Below are 17,604 nucleotides of genomic sequence, written 5' to 3'. Positions count from 1 at the left end.
TGCGTCATGCCCGACGCGGAGGCAACGCGGCGTGCGCCGAAGCGCGGCTTTGGCTGGTCGCGCGGTCAGGGCTCGACGGCGTAAAGCGCGTGGTGCGTGAGGATGAACAGCGTCCGTCCGTCGGCGCCGCCGAAAATCAGTTGCAATGGGCGTTCGGGCACGTCGATCCGCCCGGTCTCGCGGCCATCGGCGGCGTGGACGAAGACCTGCCCGTTGGCCAGATAGACGCGTCCGTCCGGTCCGACCGCGACGCTCTCGCCGCCGCGATTGGCGAACGGCTTCAGGCCGGTGACGCTGCCGCCTGCGCCGAGCAGCCCGCTATAGGTCTTCGCCTCGGAGCCGTTGCTGACGAACACGCGCGTGCCGGGCCTGGCCTTGACGAAGCCGGAGGTGTCGAGCGCATCGGAGAAGCGCCAGCCGAGATGGTTCGGCGGGCCCTGCTGGACGGTGCGATAGGCCGGCATGACGAGCGATCCGTCGGGCGACACATATTCGCGCGCCTTGGGTACGGCCATGTCGCGCGCGAACATCTTGCCGAGCGTGGTGAACTGGTAGGTCGCCGGATCGATCTGGTCCTTGAACTCGCCATTCACCCAATAATTCCCCGGCACCGCCACGCTCGCACTGCGGTGCGTCGCGACCGGGGTTGGTGCGATCACCGCGAGACTGTCGGGATCACCCGGCTTCAGGCTGTAGACCGTGCCCGCCGCACCATCCGACGACAGCACCATCAGACCGCCCGATCGATCGACCGCGAGATTGACCGGATCGACCGGTGCGTCGCCGGCGACAGACAGCCCCTCGTCCGCCGACCAACCATAGATGCGATGGGTATCGTGCTCGACGAAGTAGAGCTTGCCCTTCGCATCCACCGCCGCGCCGGCGATCGAGTAGAAGCCGTCCTGCAGCTTCCGCACGACGGGGCCGCCCACGGTCGCGACCGGTGTGGCGCCGCGCTTCACGTCGAGCACGGCGAACTCCCGCTCGCGCACCTCAAGGCCCGTGGTCATGTCCTGGACCGCGTTCTCGTAGGGAAATTTGCTCGCGCGCAGATCCGTGCTGCACCCCTCCGCGTCGCAGAACGGCAGTCCGCTCTCCGCGTTCACATGGACGTTGCGAAAGCGGATATCGTCGGAATTATAGAGTCTGACTGCGCTTGGTGCGGGTTGGAGCGAGCGGGTGACGCGGTAGCCGTGATAGTTGGCGAACAGGATGTTGCTCGAATTGCGCACTTCGATCGACACCGCATTCCGGCTCTCGCCCGCTTCCTCCTCGGTCTGTGGCGCGAGGAACTCCCAGTTCTTCACGCCGTCCAGTACGATCTCGGCGCGCATATGATGCTCCGCGGACATCTCGTACACGTGGCCCGGCGTGCTCGTGTTCGAGACGTGGAGCCCTGCTGCGGCGAAGGTGTTGGGCGTCCAGAGATTGCTGAACGTGCCGCCCCCGCCATCGGTGACCGACAGGCTGGCATATTGCCCGTCCCAGCGTTTGCGGGGATCGGCGTCGGCGGTGTGGTTGGCGTTGTAGGGATCGATGCGCACGCCGTCGGGGCCGTTGGAGCCGTGCCCGCCATGGAACCGCACATCGTCGACCAGCGACTTCGCGCCAGCCTTCCACAGCAGCGCAGTCGCGCGCGGGTTCACGCCACCGGTGAACAGGCCGATGCCCGATACGATCGCATCGCCGCCCTTCGCGCTCTCGACCAGCCCCTTGGCCCGACCGATGCCGCGGAAGGCAGGCGTATCGTCGGCGAGCACGATCTGCGTCAGGTCGGGGTGGAGGCCGATCAACACGCTGTCCGGCCGCAATCTGAGCGTGTTCGAGACGCGGTAGAAGCCGCTCGGGAAGTACACGACGCGGTGCGTATCGATCGCGGTCTGGATCGCCATCGTGTCGTCGCTGGCGTTGTCGCCCTTCGCGCCCGCGCTGCGTACGTCGAACCACTGCGCGACCGGCGGCAGCGACCGGATCGCGGGCTCCACCCGCTTGGGCATCACCGCGATCGGTGCGGCATCGACGCGCGTCTCGTAAACGCCCGGCGCGCCCAGTCCGGGCAGCATCAGGCCGTAGGAGAACGCCTTGACCCGGTATTTCGCGCCCGATCCCGCCAACGTCTTCCCGCTGTCGCGGAACCGGGCGAACACCGGCACGCCGCTGGCAGTCGCGTTTTCGAAGCCGATCTGCGTGTAGGCATTATCCTCGTTGCTGATGACGATCGCGGCCTTGGAGACGTTCTCGAACCGTACGTCCCTGCCCCACAGCCAGTCGCCATAGCCGCGGTCGATCTCGATCCCGACCGGCACGTTGCGGATGCTGGTGTTGACCAGCGTCAGCCCGGCCTCGTGCTCGCGGATCGCCGCGTCGCGCTGCCCGTCGAACGTCGAATCGAGCAGCGTGTATTGCCACGCGGGCGAGGTCTTTTCGGCGAGAATACCGTAGCGACCGCCGAAGAACCGCAGGTCCTGGCCGACATTGCCGACCTGATAGATGCCGGCGAGCCCCGATCCGATATGGAAGTCGATATGGCTGAGATACGCGTGCTGCGCCAAGTGGAAGCGCACCGCGGTCGCGGCGGGGTTGCCGTCGCCGATCTCGAAATCGACGTTGCTCATCGCCGAATAGAAGGTGCCGGAGTTCGCATCGCCGATCGTCGCATCGAACGGCACGCTGGTCGGCGGCGGCACCGGTACCTTCGGCGGTGCAGCGCGGCTATCGGCACGCGAGCCGGTGAAGAACAGCATGTTCGCCACGCCGGTCTGGAAGCCGGGGGTCGCCGCACCGAGCGTGATCACCGGCCGCGTCTTGCCGATCCCGAACAGGCGGACGCCCGGCCAGATGAAGACCGTCCGCGATATCCGGTAGCGGCCGGCGGGGAGGAAGACGATCCCCTCGCCGCCCTTGGCACTCGCCGCGGCATCGATCGCACGCTGGAGCGCCGCGGTATCGTCGGCCACGCCGTTGCCTTGCCCACGCACCGTCACCGCGCGGGGATCGGCGGGTGCGGTCAGGAACGCCGAGCGCGACTCGGCAGATGCCGATGCCGATGCCGATGCCGGCGCCCACGTGATCGCCAGGGCGGCGGCAAGGACCGCGATACCGCGCGTATTCGCTGGCTGGGCGTGGATCATGAAACGGACTCCTGCATCGGTCGTTTCGAATAGGGCATCCGTCCATCACGGACGATCACGACCAAGGTCGTAATAGGCGGCGCACCGCGTTTCCCGGATAGAGGGACCCGCGGCGCGCGTCTGATGATACCGACCGACCCCGTCCTGCCATGGAGAGCCCGTGTCTTCCCTCGACGAAACAGTACGAATGCCATCCGCCGCAGCCCGTTATGCGATCGTCGTCATGGGGGTCAGCGGCAGTGGCAAATCGACGATCGGGGCCGCGCTGGCCGCACGTCTCGGATGCCGATTCCTCGAAGGAGACGCCTTCCATACGCCGCAAAGCGTCGCGAAGATGCGGGCGGGGCAGCCACTCGACGACCAGGATCGCTGGCCCTGGCTCGACCGTGTCGCCGCCAGCCTGCGCGATACGGCCGATAGCGACGGCGTTGCGGTCGGGGCCTGCTCCGCGCTGAAGCGTATCTATCGCGACCGGCTGTCCCGGATGGCGGGTATCCCGCTATTGTTCGTATTTCTCGACACCACCGACCAGGACGAACTGTCGCGGCGGCTGGCGCATCGTTCGGGGCACTATATGCCCACCAGCCTCATCGCGAGCCAGCTCGACACGCTGGAAAAGCCCCAGGCCGACGAGCGTGCCCTTACCCTGTCCGCTGGCCTGTCGCCCGATCGTGCCTGCGACGTCGCGCTGGACTGGATCCTGCGCGAGAGACCTGTCCACCACGAAGAGCGCCTCGGGAGGGCTGTCTAATGGAACTCGGAAGACGTGATCTGCTCGTTGCGGCGGCGACGCTGGCGGCGACGTCGAGCGCAGCCTGCGCGGCGCCTCCGCGCAAGCTGGGCTATGCGATCGTCGGACTCGGTTATTACGGGCTCGAGACGATCCTGCCGCAGTTCGTCAATTGCGAGCATTCGCGCGTGACAGCACTAGTCAGCGGCGACCCGGCAAAGGCGCGCGCGACCGCGACCAAATACGGCGTACCCGAGCGGTCGATCTATACCTATGCCGACTTCGATCGCATCCGCGACAATCCCGACGTCGACATCGTCTATGTCTGCCTGCCCAATTCGATGCACGCCGAATACACCATCCGCGCGGCGAAGGCCGGCAAGCACGTGATGTGCGAGAAGCCGATGGCTGTATCGGTCGCAGAGTGCGAGGCGATGATCCGCGCGTGCAAGACCGCCGGCAAGAAGCTGATGATCGGCTATCGCTGCCACTTCGAACCGTTCAACCTGGAGGCGATGCGGCTGGCGAAGTCCGGGGCGGCGGGCAAGATCCGCTATGTTCGCTCGGAGCATGGTTTCGTCCAGCGTGACCCGAACAAATGGCGCCTGAAGCGCGAGATGGCAGGCGGCGGGTCGCTGATGGACATGGGTATCTACAGCCTTCAGGCCGCACGCTACATGACCGGCGAGGAGCCGATCGCGGTCACCGCACGCGAATCGACCGATCGCCGCGATCCGCGTTTCCGTGAGGTCGAGGACATGATCGAATGGACGCTGGAATTCCCGTCCGGCGCGATCGCCGGATGCCAGTCGATGTACAGCGCCAACCAGAACCACGTCCTGCTGATGGGCGACAAGGGTCGCGTCGAGCTGGAACCGGCGACGCGCTATGACGGCAACCAGTTGTGGACCGGACGCGACGGTCGCGAGACTGCGATCACCAGTCCGCCGCCGGGGCCCGGCAAGACGCAGTTCGCCGGGCAGCTGGATCATCTGGCGGAGTGCATTCTAGACGGACGCGAGCCGATCGTTTCCGGTGAGGAAGGCCTGCGCGACATGCGGATCGTCGAGGCGATCTACCGGTCCGCGCGCGAAGGCCGGACGGTGAAACTGTGATGCGGGCGTTGCTTGCGGCCGCGGTCGCGATGATAGCAACCTCGGCCCTCCCCGCGCAGACCACCAGCGATCCGACGAGCTTTGCCGGATCGGCCGATGTTCGCGCGCGGATCGTTGCGCTCGAAAAGACGATGAAGCCGGGTCAGGGGTTCGCCATGGCGCCGCTGGTGCAGGCGGACGGAACGAGCGCCGCGCTCGAATTTTGGAAGGCGCCGGGCAAGCCCGCGGTGCATCCCGACGAAGCCGAATATGCGACGGTGATGGTGGGTTCGGGGACGCTGGTCTCGGGCGGTACGCTGGTCGCGCCCAAGCTGCGGTTTGCGGGGCTGGTCGAAGGCGACCGGATCGAGGGCGGGACGACGCGCAAGCTCGCGGTCGGCGACGTGTTCCTGATCCCGGCGGGGGTGCCGCACTGGTTCGGCATCGACGGGAAACTGGTGATGCTTGGGACGAAGATCAGGACGTCAGGTCAGCGGAAGCCGAGCCAGTAGAGCAGGCCGATATTAACCGCGAGCAGTGGCAGCGCGGTCGGTATCTGCGCGCGAATGACGGCGTTCTTGTCCTTGAGCTCGAGAAGCGCGGCGGGGACCAGATTGAAGTTCGCCGCCATCGGCGTCATCAGCGTGCCGCAGAACCCGCTAAGCATACCGATCGCGGCGACTACGGCCGGATCGCCGCCATAGTGGCGTACGAGCAACGGGATACCGATCGCCGCAGCTATCACCGGGAACGCCGCGAACGCGTTGCCCATCACCATCGTGAACAGCGCCATGCCGAGCGTGTAGGCGAGCACTGCACCGATCAGGCTGCCCTCGGGGATTGCGTGACCGGCCAGACCGCCAACCACATCGCCGACACCGGCCAGCGCGAACACCGCGCCGAGGCTCGCCAGCATCTGCGGGAGGACGGCGGCCCAGCCGATCGCGTCCATCAACCTGACGCCTTCCGCGAGCGGCGTGGCGATGCGGGGGCGGAACCAGAGTTGCATGGCGACCAGCGCGATCAGGACGCCGCAGGTGAGCGCCACGAGCGTCGCCTGCTTCGGGTCGACGAGGCTCGGGATCGCGCGGAATAGAACTGTGCCGCCGAGTGCCGCGGCGGGGATGATCAGCGCGGGCAGGAATATCCGGTTGCCGAGCCGCGCGGCTTCGGCGCGCCGTTCGTCGTGCGTGGTGGTGGCACGCCCGCCCCGCCCCATCGCGCCCGACCCCGCGATCGCGACAAGGGCGAGGACGAGGAGGCCGTTGCCGATGTCGCCGAGCTTTCCACCAAGCAGGAAGCTGATCGCCAGCACCGCGTAGAAAGCTGCGTTACCAAAGCGCTTCGGGTTGGTGCGGTCGGTCGCGCTCAGGATCGCGAACGCCGCGAACATCAGGCCGGCGACGCCGTAGATGAAGCCGGTGCCGATCACTGCTTACGCGCCAGTCGGCGGTCGAGCAGCCAGAGGCGGAAGCCGTGGATCAGGAACGCGGCGATCGCGGTCGGGATCGCCCACATCGACAGGTGGAGCGGCTGGATGACGATGCCGTATCCCTCCAGCACGCCCTTCATCAGCAGGATCGATCCGATCGCGATGAAGATGTCCTCGCCGAAGAACAGTCCGATGTTGTCGGTCGCCGCCGCCATCGCGGGGATGCGGTCGCCACCGGGCACGATGCCCTGCGCTTCGGCAGCGGCTTCGGCCATTGGCGCGACCAGCGGGCGAACGCTTTGCGCAGGGCCTGCGATCGAGGTCAGGCCGAGGGCTGCGGTAAGCTGGCGGAACAGCAGGTAACCGATCAGCAGCCGGCCGACCGTCGCGCCTCGGAGCTTGGCGATGGCGAGCCGCGCGCGCTCCTGCAGGCCGTGGCGTTCGAGCAGGCCGATCACCGGCAGGACGATGTAGATCACGGTAACGTAGCGGTTCTCGTTGAACGCCTTTCCGAACGCGGCGAGGATCGCGAGCGGGGAGATTCCAGCGGCAAGTCCGGTAACGAGTGCGGAGACGGCGACGACGAGCAGCGGGTTGAACCGGAGCAGGAAGCCCGCGACGATCACCGCGATGCCGCACAGGACCAGCATGCCGTCTAGCGCGCCTGTTTGGCGAGGTCGGCGTCGAACGCGACCCTGGCCTTCGCGACGATCTTTGGGAGCAACGTCGGATCGACGAACGCGGCCGTGTCGCCGGCCTGGCGGCGTTTGCCGCGGGCGATCACGTCGGCCAGTTCGGGATGCGACGGCAGGACGATATCGGCATGCAGCGAGCCGAGCATCGCGATGCTGTGGCGGTAGTCGGCGACGATACCGGGATAGGCGCGGTTGCCGATCAGGCGGTTGCCGGCGACGCTGACGCTGCACGGGAAGACGACGGCGAGCGGGCGTGGCCTGGCGGGGATACGCATCGTCCAGGTCGTGCAGCCGGGCGTGTGGCCGGGTGTCGCGCGCGCGGTCAGCGCGGTGGTGCCGAGGGTTACCGTCTCGCCGTCTCGGACACCGCGGTCGACATGGACGGGTGGGAAGCGGATGACGCCGTAGTTCGTCTCGCCGGGCGGCACCCCGGTTTCGAGTGCGCGGACGTCGCCAGCACCAGCGACGACGCGCGCGCCGGTCGCCCGCTTGAGCGCGGCCACGCCAGCGGCATGGTCGAAATGCGCGTGGGTGACGAGGATCAGCTTCACGTCGCGAAGCCGGACGCCGGCCTTCTCGATGTTACGCCCGATCATGCCTGCATTCTCGGCGAGCGTGCCGTCGATCAGGATCGCGCCTGCGCTGGTCTTGATCAGATACGCCGCGATGCCTTCGCTGCCGACATAGGTGATCGGGCCGGCGATGGGGAACGGCGTCTGCGGCCGCGTCCACGCAGGGGGGTCTGCGGCGCCGAGCAGGAGTGGTGCGCTGGCGGCAATCGCCAGTGCGCCGACCAGTGATTTAGTGCGGCGACCTAACGATCCTCCCCCGCCAGGGGGAGGTGGCAGGCGTAGCCTGACGGAGGGGGCGGTAAGCGGTAACCTTTGCATCTTATCCTCCCCCTCCGTCTGGCAAGAGCCAGCCACCTCCCCCTGGCGGGGGAGGATCGCGTAGTGCGCGTCTAGCTTATTCCCACTCGATCGTGCCGGGGGGCTTGGACGTGTAGTCGTAGGTCACCCGGTTGATGCCCTTGACCTCGTTGATGATCCGGGTCGCGACGCGCGGCAGGAAATCGCCGGGGAACTGGAACGCCTGCGCGGTCATGCCGTCGGTCGAGGTGACCGCACGCAGCGCCAGCACGTTGTCGTAGGTGCGGCCGTCGCCCATCACGCCGACGCTGCGCACCGGGAGCAGCACCGCGAACGCCTGCCAGATCGTGTCGTAGAGCCCCGCCGCGCGGATCTCCTCGAGATAGATCGCGTCGGCCTTGCGCAGGATGTCGCAGCGTTCCTTGGTCACTTCGCCGGGGATGCGGATCGCGAGGCCGGGTCCGGGGAACGGGTGACGGCCGACGAAGATCTCGGGCAGGCCGAGCTCGCGGCCGAGCACGCGGACCTCGTCCTTGAACAGCTCGCGCAACGGCTCGACGAGCTTCATGTTCATGCGCTCGGGCAGGCCGCCGACATTGTGGTGGCTCTTGATCGTAACCGACGGCCCGCCGGTGAAGCTGACGCTCTCGATCACGTCGGGATACAGCGTGCCCTGCGCGAGGAACTCCGCGCCGCCGAGCTTCTTCGCTTCGGTGTCGAACACATCGATGAAGGTCTTGCCGATGAACTTGCGCTTCAGCTCGGGGTCGGTGATCCCGGCGAGGCCGCTCAGGAACAGCTCCTCGACGTTCACGTGGATCAGCGGGATGTTGTAGGCGCCGCGGAAGAGGCTGACGACCTGCTCGCTCTCGCCGGCGCGCATCAGGCCGTGGTCGACATAGACGCAGGTGAGTTGCTCGCCGATCGCCTCGTGGATCAACACGGCGGCCACCGCCGAGTCGACCCCGCCCGACAGGCCGCAGATGACGCGGCCCTTGCCGACCTGTGCGCGGATCTCGGCGATCTTGTTGTCGCGGAACTCGGCCATCGTCCAGTCGCCGCTGAGTCCGCAGACGTGGCGTGCGAAGTTGGCGATCAGCTTCCCACCATCGGGGGTGTGGACGACCTCGGGGTGGAACTGCACCCCGTAGAAGCGCCGTGCCTCGTCGGCGACGATCGCATAGGGCGCACCGGTCGAGGTGGCGACGGGGGTGAAGCCGGGCGGGATCGCGTCGACCTTGTCGCCGTGGCTCATCCAGACCTGGTGGCGTTCGCCCTCGGCCCAGAGGCCATCGAACAACGCGCATTCGGACTTGATGTCGATGAAGGCGCTGCCGAATTCGCCGCCGTCGCCCGAAACGATCACGTTGCCGCCGAGCTGCGCGGACATGACCTGCTGGCCGTAGCAGATGCCGAGGATCGGGATGCCCGCCTCGAAGAAGCGCTGGGGCACGCGCGGGGAGTTCTCGGTGGTGACCGAGGCTGGGCCGCCGGAGAGGATGATGCCCTTGGGCTGCATCCGGTCGAACGCGGCCTCGGCGGACTGGAAGGGGGCGATCTCGCTATAGACGCCAGCCTCGCGAACGCGGCGGGCGATCAGCTGGGTTACCTGGCTGCCGAAATCGACGATGAGAATGCTGTCTGGGTGCTCCATGTCGGGCGCATAGCCGGATGGAGGCCGTAACGAAAGAGGCCGCGCCCATTGCTGGACGCGGCCCTTACGGTTTCCATGTTCTCCTGCGGACGCAGGAGCCCAGGGTAACGGACGATCACGCTTGTGATCCTGGACTCCTGCGTTCGCAGGAGAACGGATCAGGCGGCGTCGTCATACTCGTTGTCGGTCATCACCGGACCCGAATCCTGGCCCTTTGCCGAGACGTCGCGGTCGACGAACTCGATGACGGCCATCGGCGAGGCGTCCGACATGCGGATGCCGGCCTTGATGACGCGGGTGTAGCCGCCATTGCGATTCGCATAGCGGGTCGCCAGAACGTCGAACAGCTTGATCAACTGCGCATCGTCGAGCAGCTTGCCGTGCGCGAGACGACGGTTGGACAGGCCACCCTTCTTCGCGAGCGTGATCAACTTCTCGACGTACGGACGCAGTTCCTTCGCCTTGGCGACGGTGGTGGTGATCTGCTCGTGCTTGATGAGCGCGGCGCTCATGTTGCGGAACAGAGCAAGACGGTGGGCCGAGGTCCGCTGAAGCTTACGGCCGCCTACGCGATGGCGCATGTTTAATACCTTTTCGTTCGTTCAGGGGCCGTATGAGGTACCCGGGAGCCGGTGGGGACGGTGGCCCACCCGAATATCCGTCATCCCAGCGAAAGCTGGGACCCAGGGTAAAACACGCACCGTCCGTAACTCTGGATCCTGACTTTCGTCAGGATGACGGACGGGATTGCCTTACCCCATTATCTCTTGCTCGAGCTTCTTGGCCATCTCTTCGATGTTCTCAGGTGGCCAGCCGGGGATTTCCATGCCCAGGCGAAGACCCATCGACGACAGCACTTCCTTGATTTCATTCAAGGACTTACGGCCGAAGTTAGGCGTACGCAGCATCTCGGCTTCGGTCTTGCCGACCAGATCGCCGATGTAGATGATGTTGTCGTTCTTGAGGCAGTTCGCCGACCGCACCGACAGTTCCAACTCGTCGACCTTCTTGAGAAGGTAACGGTTGATCTGCTGGGTGTCGCCAGCCGGCTCCGCACCACCGGCAGCGGGTGCTGCCTGGCCGATCGGGGCCGACGAGCGCGTCACCGACGAATCGTCGAAGTGGACGAACAGCGCGAGCTGGTCCTGAAGGATGCGACCGGCATAGCCGACTGCGTCTTCCGGGGTGATCGTGCCGTCGGTTTCGATCGTCAGCGTCAGCTTGTCGTAATCCAGGTCCTGACCGACGCGAGTCGGGTCGACCTTGTACGAAACCTGACGTACCGGCGAGTACAGCGCATCGACCGGGATCAGACCGATCGGCGCGTCGGCCGGGCGGTTTGCGGTCGCGGGCACGTAACCCTTACCGATGTCGGCGGTCAGCTCCATGTTGAGCGTCGCACCCTCATCGAGGTGGCAGATCACGAGATCCTTGTTCATGATCTCGATGTCGCCCGAGACGGCGATGTCGCCAGCCTTGACTTCACCCGGACCCGTTGCCGAAAGCTGGAGGCGCTTGGGCCCCTCGCCCTGCATGCGGATCGCGATCTGCTTCACGTTGAGGACGATGTCGGTCACGTCCTCGCGGACGCCGGCCAAAGACGAGAACTCATGCAGCACGTTCTCGATCTTGATCGAGGTGACGGCCGCGCCCTGCAGCGACGAGAGCAACACGCGACGCAGCGCGTTGCCGAGCGTCAGGCCGAAGCCACGCTCGAGCGGCTCGGCGATGAAGGTCGCCTTGCGCTTGGTGTCGCCACCGGCCTTTTTCTCCAGGCCGCTGGGCTTCTTGAGTTCCTGCCAGTTCTTTGCGTTGACAGACACATGCTTCCCCTAATTTGGGGGCCGACGAAAAGGACTTCCGCCGGCCATTAAAATGCATCCGCGACGCGCGTTCGACCTGATCAGGGTCAACCGTGCGCGGACAACGTCGGAGAAATCAGACGCGACGACGCTTCGAAGGGCGAACGCCGTTGTGCGGGATCGAGGTCACGTCGCGGATCGACGTGATCTGGAAACCGACTGCCTGAAGTGCGCGCAGTGCCGATTCGCGACCCGAGCCGGGGCCCTTGACCTCGACTTCGATCGTGCGGACGCCGTGCTCGGCGGCCTTCTTGCCGGCGTCTTCCGCTGCGACCTGGGCCGCGTACGGAGTCGACTTGCGCGAGCCCTTGAAGCCCATTGCGCCGGCCGACGACCACGAGATCGCGTTGCCCTGGGCATCGGTGATCGTGATCATGGTGTTGTTGAAGCTGGCATTCACGTGAGCGACGCCAGAGGTGATGTTCTTGCGCTCGCGCCGCTTAATGCGCTGAGGTTCGCGTGCCATGGTGTATTTCCTGACCTGTATCTGCGTGACGCCGGGCGGTCGCTAAGGACCAGCGCCGGCGGAGTAATCCGTTGAAAAAGCGGATTACTTCTTCTTGCCGGCGATCGGCTTGGCCTTGCCCTTGCGGGTGCGCGCATTGGTATGCGTGCGCTGGCCGCGGACCGGGAGGCCCTTGCGATGACGCAGGCCGCGATAGCAGGCGAGATCCATCAGGCGCTTGATGTTCATCGAGGTCTGGCGGCGCAGATCGCCCTCGACGGTGTGATCGGCGTCGATCGTCTCGCGGATGTGCAGGACTTCCTGGTCGGTCAGGTCCTGGACGCGGGCGGTGTCGGCGATGCCGAGCTTCGCGACGATTTCCTTGGCCTTGGTCGAACCGATGCCGTGAATGTAAGTCAGCGCGATCACCACGCGCTTGTTGGTCGGGATATTAACACCCGCGATACGTGCCATGAACTTGGTTCTCCTGCTCCACGAGGTCCGGCATGGCTGCACGAACCCCATCTCTTAGCGATGAACCGAAACGCACAATAGCGACGAACGCAAACAAGCGCCGCCGGAACCGTCGTGTCGGGGAGAGTTCGAATAAGCGCGCGCCAACGCGCTGTCAAGCGAGCGGTTCCATGGGCGCGGGCACGGCTCGACGCATCGCCAGCCAGCGGCGGAACGAGACGACCGTCCAGATGATCTCGACCACCCCGAACGGCCACGCGCCTTGGAGGAAGCCGTAGATCGACCCGAGCACGCACCCGAACGCGAAGCCGAGCGTCCACCAGTGCGACCCGGCCTCCTTGGCGTAGCATAGCAGGGTGAAGGAGACCGCGGCTAGGCCGAATAGGGAGAGTGGGTCCATTTGCGGCGTTGTGCCCGGAATGGCACGATAATGCCACATCAGGCCTGACCTTATGCCTACTCCTCATGCCTACTCCGCGCATGCCCACTCTCTACGTGCGACCACGCACACCTAGCCGCCCCCGATTGCACAAACCCATCCGATGGGTTATTTGCAGCAATGGTTGTGGTTCATCGCGCTCTCGGCTTTCGGTTCGTGATCTACACCTTGGATCACGAACCCGCGCACGTTCACATCACCGGCGCAGGACAGGCGAAGATCAATCTGCTCGGTGCCGATGGCAAGCCGGAGATGGTCCAGAGCATCGGCATCAAGCGCACCGACATGCGCCGCCTAATGGCTGAAGCGATGGAGCATCAGGCGCACTTTCTCGCGGCATGGGAGACGATACATGGCTCAAAAGACTGACCCCCAGCTTGAAGCGCAGTTCGACGTGGCGGAAGCGCGCGGGCAGGACTTGATGACAACCGCGGTGCGGGCGGCAGAAGCCCGGTACGATCACGCAACCGGGCGCGTGACGCTCGAACTGACCAACGGCTGCGCCTATGCCTTCCCGGCTCAACTCGTCCAGGATTTGAATGGCGCGACCGACGATCAGCTTGCCGACGTCGAAGTCGATGGCATGGGGTTCAATCTCCATTGGCCGGCTCTCGATGCCGATCTCTACGTACCGGCGCTGGTGTCGGGCCTGTTCGGTACGCGCGACTGGATGACGCGCGAGTTGGCGCGACATGCGGGTCAGGCAACGTCGCCCGCCAAGGCCGCAGCAGCACGGGCGAACGGCGCGAAGGGCGGACGCCCCCGCAAGGCCGCATAAGGCCCCTTCACTTCCGCCCGAACAGCTTCTCGATGTCGCCGTGCGCGAGTTTCACCCAGGTGGGGCGGCCGTGGTTGCATTGGCCGGAATGGGGGGTGACTTCCATTTCGCGGAGGAGCGCGTTCATTTCTGGGACCGACAGGATGCGACCGGCGCGGACGGAGCCGTGGCAGGCCATCGTGCCGGCTACTGCATCGAGGCGCTCTTTTAGGGAGAGGGCTTCGTCGAAGGCGGCGAGTTCGTCGGCCAGATCGGTGACGAGGCCTTTGGGGTCGCTTTGGCCTAGGAGGGCCGGGGTGGCGCGGACCAGCATCGCGTGGGGGCCGAAACGTTCGAGGTCGAGACCGAATTCCGAGAGTTCTTCGGCGCGGGATTCGAGGCGGTCGCATGCCGGTTCGTCGAGTTCTACGACTTCGGGGATCAGGAGGGCCTGGCTTGCGATCGTGCCGCCGATCAGGGCTGCGCGCATGCGTTCGAGGACGAGGCGTTCGTGGGCGGCGTGCTGGTCGACCAGGACGAGACCGTCTTCGGCTTCGGCGACTATGTAGGTCTTGGCGACCTGGCCTCTGGCGACGCCCATCGGGAAAGCCGAGGTTTGCGGTGGGGGTGACCAGGCGGGTTCTGCGCGCGCCTGCGGAGGCGACGCGAAGAAGGTTGGGCGAGAGTCGTTGACCGCGCCGTAGCTTCTGTTCTCGAGCGCTAGTCTTTGGGGCGTGCCCTCGCCTTCCCATCCGCTTTGCGGACGGGCCCCTTCCTCTCCCCTTTCGGGAGAGGAGCTTTCCGGTTGCCACATCGAGAGGGCGGACTCGCTGGCGCGTTGGCTGCGATGGCCGGCGGCGTCGAGGGCGCGGCGCAAGCCCGAGACGATGAGGCCCCTCACCATTGCCGGGTCGCGGAAGCGGACTTCGGTTTTCGCGGGGTGGACGTTGACGTCGACCTGGTCGGTGGGGATGTCGAGGAACAGCGCCACCACCGCGTGGCGATCGCGCGGGAGCATCTCGGCATAGGCACCGCGGATCGCGCCCATCAGCAGGCGGTCCTTTACCGGGCGGCCGTTGACGAAGAGATACTGGTGGTCGGCGATGCCGCGATTGTAGGTCGGCAGGCTGGCGACCCCGCCGAGGACGAGGCCCTCCCTCTCGAGGTCGATCGCGACCGAATTATCGGCGAGCGCGCGGTCGGTGAGCGTCGCCACCCTGCCCGGCCGGTCCTCGACCTGCGTCGCCGACAACGCGCGGCGGCCGTCATGCTCCAGCGTGAAGCCGATATCGGGCCTAGCCATTGCGAGCCGGCGGACGACGTCAAGGCAGGCGGCGTATTCGGCGCGGGGGCTGCGGAGGAACTTGCGGCGAGCGGGGACGCGGGCGAAGAGGTCCTCGACCACTACCCGCGTGCCGGGCGGGAGCGCGGCGGGACCTTCGCGCTCGACCCGGCCATTGTCGACGGTCCGCGCCCAGCCTTCGGCACCGCGAATCCGGCTTTCGATCGTCAGCCTTGCGACGCTCGCAATCGAGGGCAACGCCTCGCCGCGAAAGCCCAACGTCACGACCGATTCGATAAACTCGTCGGGCAGCTTCGAAGTGGCGTGACGTTCAAGCGCGAGCGCCATGTCGGCAGGCGTCATCCCGCAGCCGTCGTCGGCGACTTCGATGCGCGAAGTTCCGCCTTCGACAAGGAGAATTGCGATGCGCCCCGCGCCCGCGTCGATCGCGTTTTCGACTAACTCCTTCAACGCGCTGGCGGGTCTTTCCACCACTTCACCGGCGGCGATGCGATTGACCAGATGCTCGGGGAGACGCCGTATTGACATGGGTTTGCGTCTAGACCAAGCGACGGCATCCCGCGACCCGCAAACGCCATTTAATACAGGCACCCGGTGCTCGACATCACCGGCGGGTCACGCGAGATGATGTGTGCGCAATACGTTTGAAACGATGTGCCGCCCGTCCGGCGGCCAGGATTACGGGACCCTGATTGAATGGCCTTCTACTCGCGTTTCTTCAAGTTCATGTCGCACGACATGGCGATCGACCTCGGCACCGCGAACACCGTCGTCTACGTCCGTGGCCGCGGCATCGTCCTGAACGAGCCGTCGGTGGTCGCGGTCGAGACGATCAACGGGATCAAGCGCGTGAAGGCGGTCGGCGACGACGCCAAGATGATGATGGGCAAGACGCCGGGCAACATCGAGGCGATCCGGCCACTCCGCGACGGCGTGATCGCGGACATCGACGTCGCCGAGCAGATGATCAAGTATTTCATCCAGAAGGTCCACGGTCCGCGCAAGTTCGCACGCTGGCCCGAGATCGTGATCTGCGTGCCCTCGGGCTCCACCAAGGTCGAGCGCCGCGCGATCCGCGATGCCGCGTCGAACGCGGGCGCGTCGCAGGTCTGGCTGATCGAGGAGCCGATGGCGGCGGCGATCGGCGCGGACATGCCCGTCACCGAGCCGATCGGCTCGATGGTGGTCGACATCGGCGGCGGCACGACCGAAGTCGCGGTGCTGTCGCTCCGTGGCCTCGCCTATACCACGTCGGTGCGCGTCGGCGGCGACAAGATGGACGAGGCGATCGTCAGCTATGTGCGCCGCAACCATAACCTGCTGATCGGCGAAGCGACGGCGGAGCGGATCAAGAAGGAGGTCGGCATCGCCAAGCCGCCGGTCGACGGCATCGGCATGATCATCCAGATCAAGGGCCGCGACCTCGTCAACGGCGTGCCCAAGGAGATCCAGATCAACCAGGGCCAGATCGCCGAGGCGCTGAGCGAGCCGGTCGCGACGATCGTCGAGGGCGTCCGCGTCGCGCTCGAGAACACTGCGCCGGAGCTCGCCGCGGACATCGTCGATCAGGGCATCGTGCTGACGGGTGGCGGCGCGCTGCTGCAGGGGCTGGACGAGGTGTTGCGCGACGAGACCGGCTTGCCGGTGACGGTCGCCGAGGATCCGCTGACCTGCGTCGCGCTGGGCACCGGTCGCGCGCTCGAGGACCCGTTGTTCCGCGGCGTGCTGATGAGCGGCTAAGAGGTTGGTTTTGCTTTAAGACACGCGGACACGAAATCGCGTCGTCCGAGTCGCGGGGGATCTGGCCCCTGCGCTTCGGCGGCGCCCGAGACAGGGGGACAGGCGCATGGCGCCAGCCCGCGACCGGCGCACGGGGTTTTCCCGACGTCGGCAATATGGTGTGTTCATGGGCTATGTGCTCGCCGTCGCCGGTGCGGTGGTGGGCCTGGTGCTGCTCGTCGCGTCCACGTTCAATCCGCCGGCGTTCTCGGCGCTGCGCATGGGTGTGGCGGGCGTGACCACGCCGGTCTCGACCGGCCTTGCCACGGTCGGGTCGTCGATCTCGGGCATCCCCGATGCGATCGGCAATTACTTCTTCGTGAAGCAGGAGAACGTCGCGCTGCGGGCGGATCGCGCGCGGACCCGTGCGCTGCTGATGCGGGCGCGGACGATCGCCTATGACAACCGACGACTTCGCTCGTTACTCGCGATCCGCGATCGTTCGCCCGAGCCCGTCGTGACCGCGCGGCTGGTGAGTTCGAGCGCGTCGAGCGGGCGGCGCTTTGCGCTGCTCAATGCGGGCCGGTGGAGCGGTGTGAAGCCCGGCATGCCGGTGCGCGGCCCCGATGGCCTGATCGGCCGCGTGGTCGAGACCGGGCCGAACGCGGCGCGCGTGCTGTTGCTGAGCGACGGCGACAGCATCGTCCCCGTCCGCCGTACCCGCGACGGCCTGCCTGCGATCGCGGCGGGGCGCGGCGACGGGATGATCGACATCCGCTCGGTCAACGCGACCAATGTCCGCTTCAACGCGGGCGACCTGTTCGTGACGACCGGCACCGGCGGCATCTACGGCCCCGGCGTACCGGTCGCCCGGGTGACCAGGGCAGGCTCGGATTCGGTGATGGCGCGTACCTTCGCCGATCCCGACACGCTCGATTTCGCGCTGGTCGAGAAGGTGTTCATGCCGGTCCCGCCGCCGCGCCCGATCGCCCCGCAGTGA

General features: G+C 66.3%; 18 protein-coding genes. 7 read left to right on the top strand and 11 right to left on the bottom strand.

Annotated elements, in window-relative coordinates:
- Positions 1–65 precede the first annotated feature (65 nt).
- Positions 66–3,131, bottom strand: a complete 3,066-nt coding sequence (locus tag NLI89_RS04615; protein ID WP_254685949.1) for a glycosyl hydrolase family 28-related protein — start codon at positions 3,129–3,131, stop codon at positions 66–68.
- A gap of 187 nt (positions 3,132–3,318) precedes the next feature.
- Here NLI89_RS04615 and NLI89_RS04610 point away from each other — a divergent pair, with 187 nt between their 5' ends.
- From NLI89_RS04610 to NLI89_RS04600, 3 genes are read left to right on the top strand one after another with little or no spacing between them, the layout of a single operon-like run.
- Positions 3,319–3,882, top strand: coding sequence for a gluconokinase (locus NLI89_RS04610; protein WP_254685948.1), 564 nt, complete (start codon positions 3,319–3,321; stop codon positions 3,880–3,882).
- Positions 3,882–4,976, top strand: coding sequence for a Gfo/Idh/MocA family protein (locus tag NLI89_RS04605; RefSeq protein WP_254685947.1), 1,095 nt, complete (start codon positions 3,882–3,884; stop codon positions 4,974–4,976). Before NLI89_RS04610 ends, NLI89_RS04605 begins: the two co-directional genes overlap by 1 nt.
- Positions 4,976–5,467, top strand: coding sequence for a cupin domain-containing protein (locus NLI89_RS04600; protein WP_254685946.1), 492 nt, complete (start codon positions 4,976–4,978; stop codon positions 5,465–5,467). The genes NLI89_RS04605 and NLI89_RS04600 overlap by 1 nt, the downstream gene beginning before the upstream one ends.
- Here NLI89_RS04600 and NLI89_RS04595 read toward each other — a convergent pair.
- The 9 genes from NLI89_RS04595 to NLI89_RS04555 form a co-directional block, all read right to left on the bottom strand.
- Complete coding sequence (locus NLI89_RS04595; RefSeq protein WP_254685945.1) at positions 5,446–6,387, bottom strand: DUF979 domain-containing protein; 942 nt, start codon at positions 6,385–6,387, stop codon at positions 5,446–5,448. The two genes, NLI89_RS04600 and NLI89_RS04595, sit on opposite strands and share 22 nt — an antisense overlap.
- Entirely contained in the window at positions 6,384–7,037 is a 654-nt protein-coding gene (locus NLI89_RS04590) for a DUF969 domain-containing protein (RefSeq protein ID WP_254685944.1), read from the bottom strand. The genes NLI89_RS04595 and NLI89_RS04590 overlap by 4 nt, the downstream gene beginning before the upstream one ends.
- A gap of 5 nt (positions 7,038–7,042) precedes the next feature.
- Positions 7,043–7,972, bottom strand: a complete 930-nt coding sequence (gene bla / locus NLI89_RS04585) for a subclass B3 metallo-beta-lactamase (protein ID WP_254685943.1) — start codon at positions 7,970–7,972, stop codon at positions 7,043–7,045.
- Between the two features lie 76 nt (positions 7,973–8,048).
- Positions 8,049–9,605, bottom strand: coding sequence for a glutamine-hydrolyzing GMP synthase (guaA, locus tag NLI89_RS04580; RefSeq protein ID WP_254685942.1), 1,557 nt, complete (start codon positions 9,603–9,605; stop codon positions 8,049–8,051).
- 158 nt (positions 9,606–9,763) lie between these two features.
- Positions 9,764–10,186, bottom strand: a complete 423-nt coding sequence (rplQ, locus tag NLI89_RS04575) for a 50S ribosomal protein L17 (RefSeq protein WP_254685941.1) — start codon at positions 10,184–10,186, stop codon at positions 9,764–9,766.
- Positions 10,187–10,357: 171 nt separating this feature from the next.
- Positions 10,358–11,428: a DNA-directed RNA polymerase subunit alpha gene (locus NLI89_RS04570; protein WP_031395236.1), complete on the bottom strand. Its 1,071-nt coding sequence runs from the start codon at positions 11,426–11,428 to the stop codon at positions 10,358–10,360.
- A gap of 115 nt (positions 11,429–11,543) precedes the next feature.
- Positions 11,544–11,933 (bottom strand): 30S ribosomal protein S11, encoded by a 390-nt coding sequence (gene rpsK / locus NLI89_RS04565; protein ID WP_031395237.1) that lies wholly within the window; start codon positions 11,931–11,933, stop codon positions 11,544–11,546.
- A gap of 84 nt (positions 11,934–12,017) precedes the next feature.
- Positions 12,018–12,386 carry a 30S ribosomal protein S13 gene (gene rpsM / locus NLI89_RS04560; RefSeq protein WP_056015521.1) on the bottom strand — a complete coding sequence of 123 codons (369 nt, stop codon included), beginning with the start codon at positions 12,384–12,386 and terminating at the stop codon, positions 12,018–12,020.
- A gap of 154 nt (positions 12,387–12,540) precedes the next feature.
- A complete protein-coding gene (locus NLI89_RS04555) occupies positions 12,541–12,786 on the bottom strand; it encodes a hypothetical protein (protein WP_254685940.1) in 246 nt (81 codons plus the stop codon).
- Between the two features lie 159 nt (positions 12,787–12,945).
- On the opposite strand from NLI89_RS04555, the gene NLI89_RS04550 reads away from it, so the two are divergent.
- Positions 12,946–13,194: a DUF4160 domain-containing protein gene (locus NLI89_RS04550; protein WP_254685939.1), complete on the top strand. Its 249-nt coding sequence runs from the start codon at positions 12,946–12,948 to the stop codon at positions 13,192–13,194.
- On the top strand, positions 13,178–13,603 hold the full coding sequence (locus NLI89_RS04545) for a DUF2442 domain-containing protein (protein WP_254685938.1): 426 nt from the start codon (positions 13,178–13,180) through the stop codon (positions 13,601–13,603). Before NLI89_RS04550 ends, NLI89_RS04545 begins: the two co-directional genes overlap by 17 nt.
- 7 nt (positions 13,604–13,610) lie before the next feature.
- On the opposite strand, the gene mutL is transcribed toward NLI89_RS04545, so the two are convergent.
- Positions 13,611–15,413 carry a DNA mismatch repair endonuclease MutL gene (mutL, locus tag NLI89_RS04540; protein ID WP_254685937.1) on the bottom strand — a complete coding sequence of 601 codons (1,803 nt, stop codon included), beginning with the start codon at positions 15,411–15,413 and terminating at the stop codon, positions 13,611–13,613.
- 168 nt (positions 15,414–15,581) lie between these two features.
- Here mutL and NLI89_RS04535 point away from each other — a divergent pair, with 168 nt between their 5' ends.
- Together NLI89_RS04535 and mreC are read left to right on the top strand one after the other, a co-directional pair.
- Positions 15,582–16,625, top strand: coding sequence for a rod shape-determining protein (locus tag NLI89_RS04535; protein ID WP_055878614.1), 1,044 nt, complete (start codon positions 15,582–15,584; stop codon positions 16,623–16,625).
- A 106-nt stretch (positions 16,626–16,731) separates the two neighbouring features.
- Complete coding sequence (gene mreC / locus NLI89_RS04530; RefSeq protein WP_254685936.1) at positions 16,732–17,604, top strand: rod shape-determining protein MreC; 873 nt, start codon at positions 16,732–16,734, stop codon at positions 17,602–17,604.

Origin of the sequence: Sphingomonas faeni (assembly GCF_024273235.1) — a bacterium.
GTDB lineage: Bacteria > Pseudomonadota > Alphaproteobacteria > Sphingomonadales > Sphingomonadaceae > Sphingomonas > Sphingomonas faeni_A.
Note: the sequence above shows the minus strand (reverse complement) of the source record. Positions and strands in the feature narration are given on the sequence as shown.

Coding starts and splice junctions, on each gene's coding strand:
- rplQ (WP_254685941.1), bottom strand. CDS start 10,186: ATGCGCCATCGCGTAGGCGGCCGTAAGCTTCAGCGGACCTCGGCCCAC.
- mutL (WP_254685937.1), bottom strand. CDS start 15,413: ATGTCAATACGGCGTCTCCCCGAGCATCTGGTCAATCGCATCGCCGCC.
- mreC (WP_254685936.1), top strand. CDS start 16,732: ATGGCGCCAGCCCGCGACCGGCGCACGGGGTTTTCCCGACGTCGGCAA.
- NLI89_RS04590 (WP_254685944.1), bottom strand. CDS start 7,037: ATGCTGGTCCTGTGCGGCATCGCGGTGATCGTCGCGGGCTTCCTGCTC.
- NLI89_RS04600 (WP_254685946.1), top strand. CDS start 4,976: ATGCGGGCGTTGCTTGCGGCCGCGGTCGCGATGATAGCAACCTCGGCC.
- NLI89_RS04615 (WP_254685949.1), bottom strand. CDS start 3,131: ATGATCCACGCCCAGCCAGCGAATACGCGCGGTATCGCGGTCCTTGCC.
- NLI89_RS04545 (WP_254685938.1), top strand. CDS start 13,178: ATGGCTCAAAAGACTGACCCCCAGCTTGAAGCGCAGTTCGACGTGGCG.
- bla (WP_254685943.1), bottom strand. CDS start 7,972: ATGCAAAGGTTACCGCTTACCGCCCCCTCCGTCAGGCTACGCCTGCCA.
- NLI89_RS04605 (WP_254685947.1), top strand. CDS start 3,882: ATGGAACTCGGAAGACGTGATCTGCTCGTTGCGGCGGCGACGCTGGCG.
- NLI89_RS04535 (WP_055878614.1), top strand. CDS start 15,582: ATGGCCTTCTACTCGCGTTTCTTCAAGTTCATGTCGCACGACATGGCG.
- rpsM (WP_056015521.1), bottom strand. CDS start 12,386: ATGGCACGTATCGCGGGTGTTAATATCCCGACCAACAAGCGCGTGGTG.
- NLI89_RS04550 (WP_254685939.1), top strand. CDS start 12,946: ATGGTTGTGGTTCATCGCGCTCTCGGCTTTCGGTTCGTGATCTACACC.
- guaA (WP_254685942.1), bottom strand. CDS start 9,605: ATGGAGCACCCAGACAGCATTCTCATCGTCGATTTCGGCAGCCAGGTA.
- NLI89_RS04610 (WP_254685948.1), top strand. CDS start 3,319: ATGCCATCCGCCGCAGCCCGTTATGCGATCGTCGTCATGGGGGTCAGC.
- rpsK (WP_031395237.1), bottom strand. CDS start 11,933: ATGGCACGCGAACCTCAGCGCATTAAGCGGCGCGAGCGCAAGAACATC.
- NLI89_RS04555 (WP_254685940.1), bottom strand. CDS start 12,786: ATGGACCCACTCTCCCTATTCGGCCTAGCCGCGGTCTCCTTCACCCTG.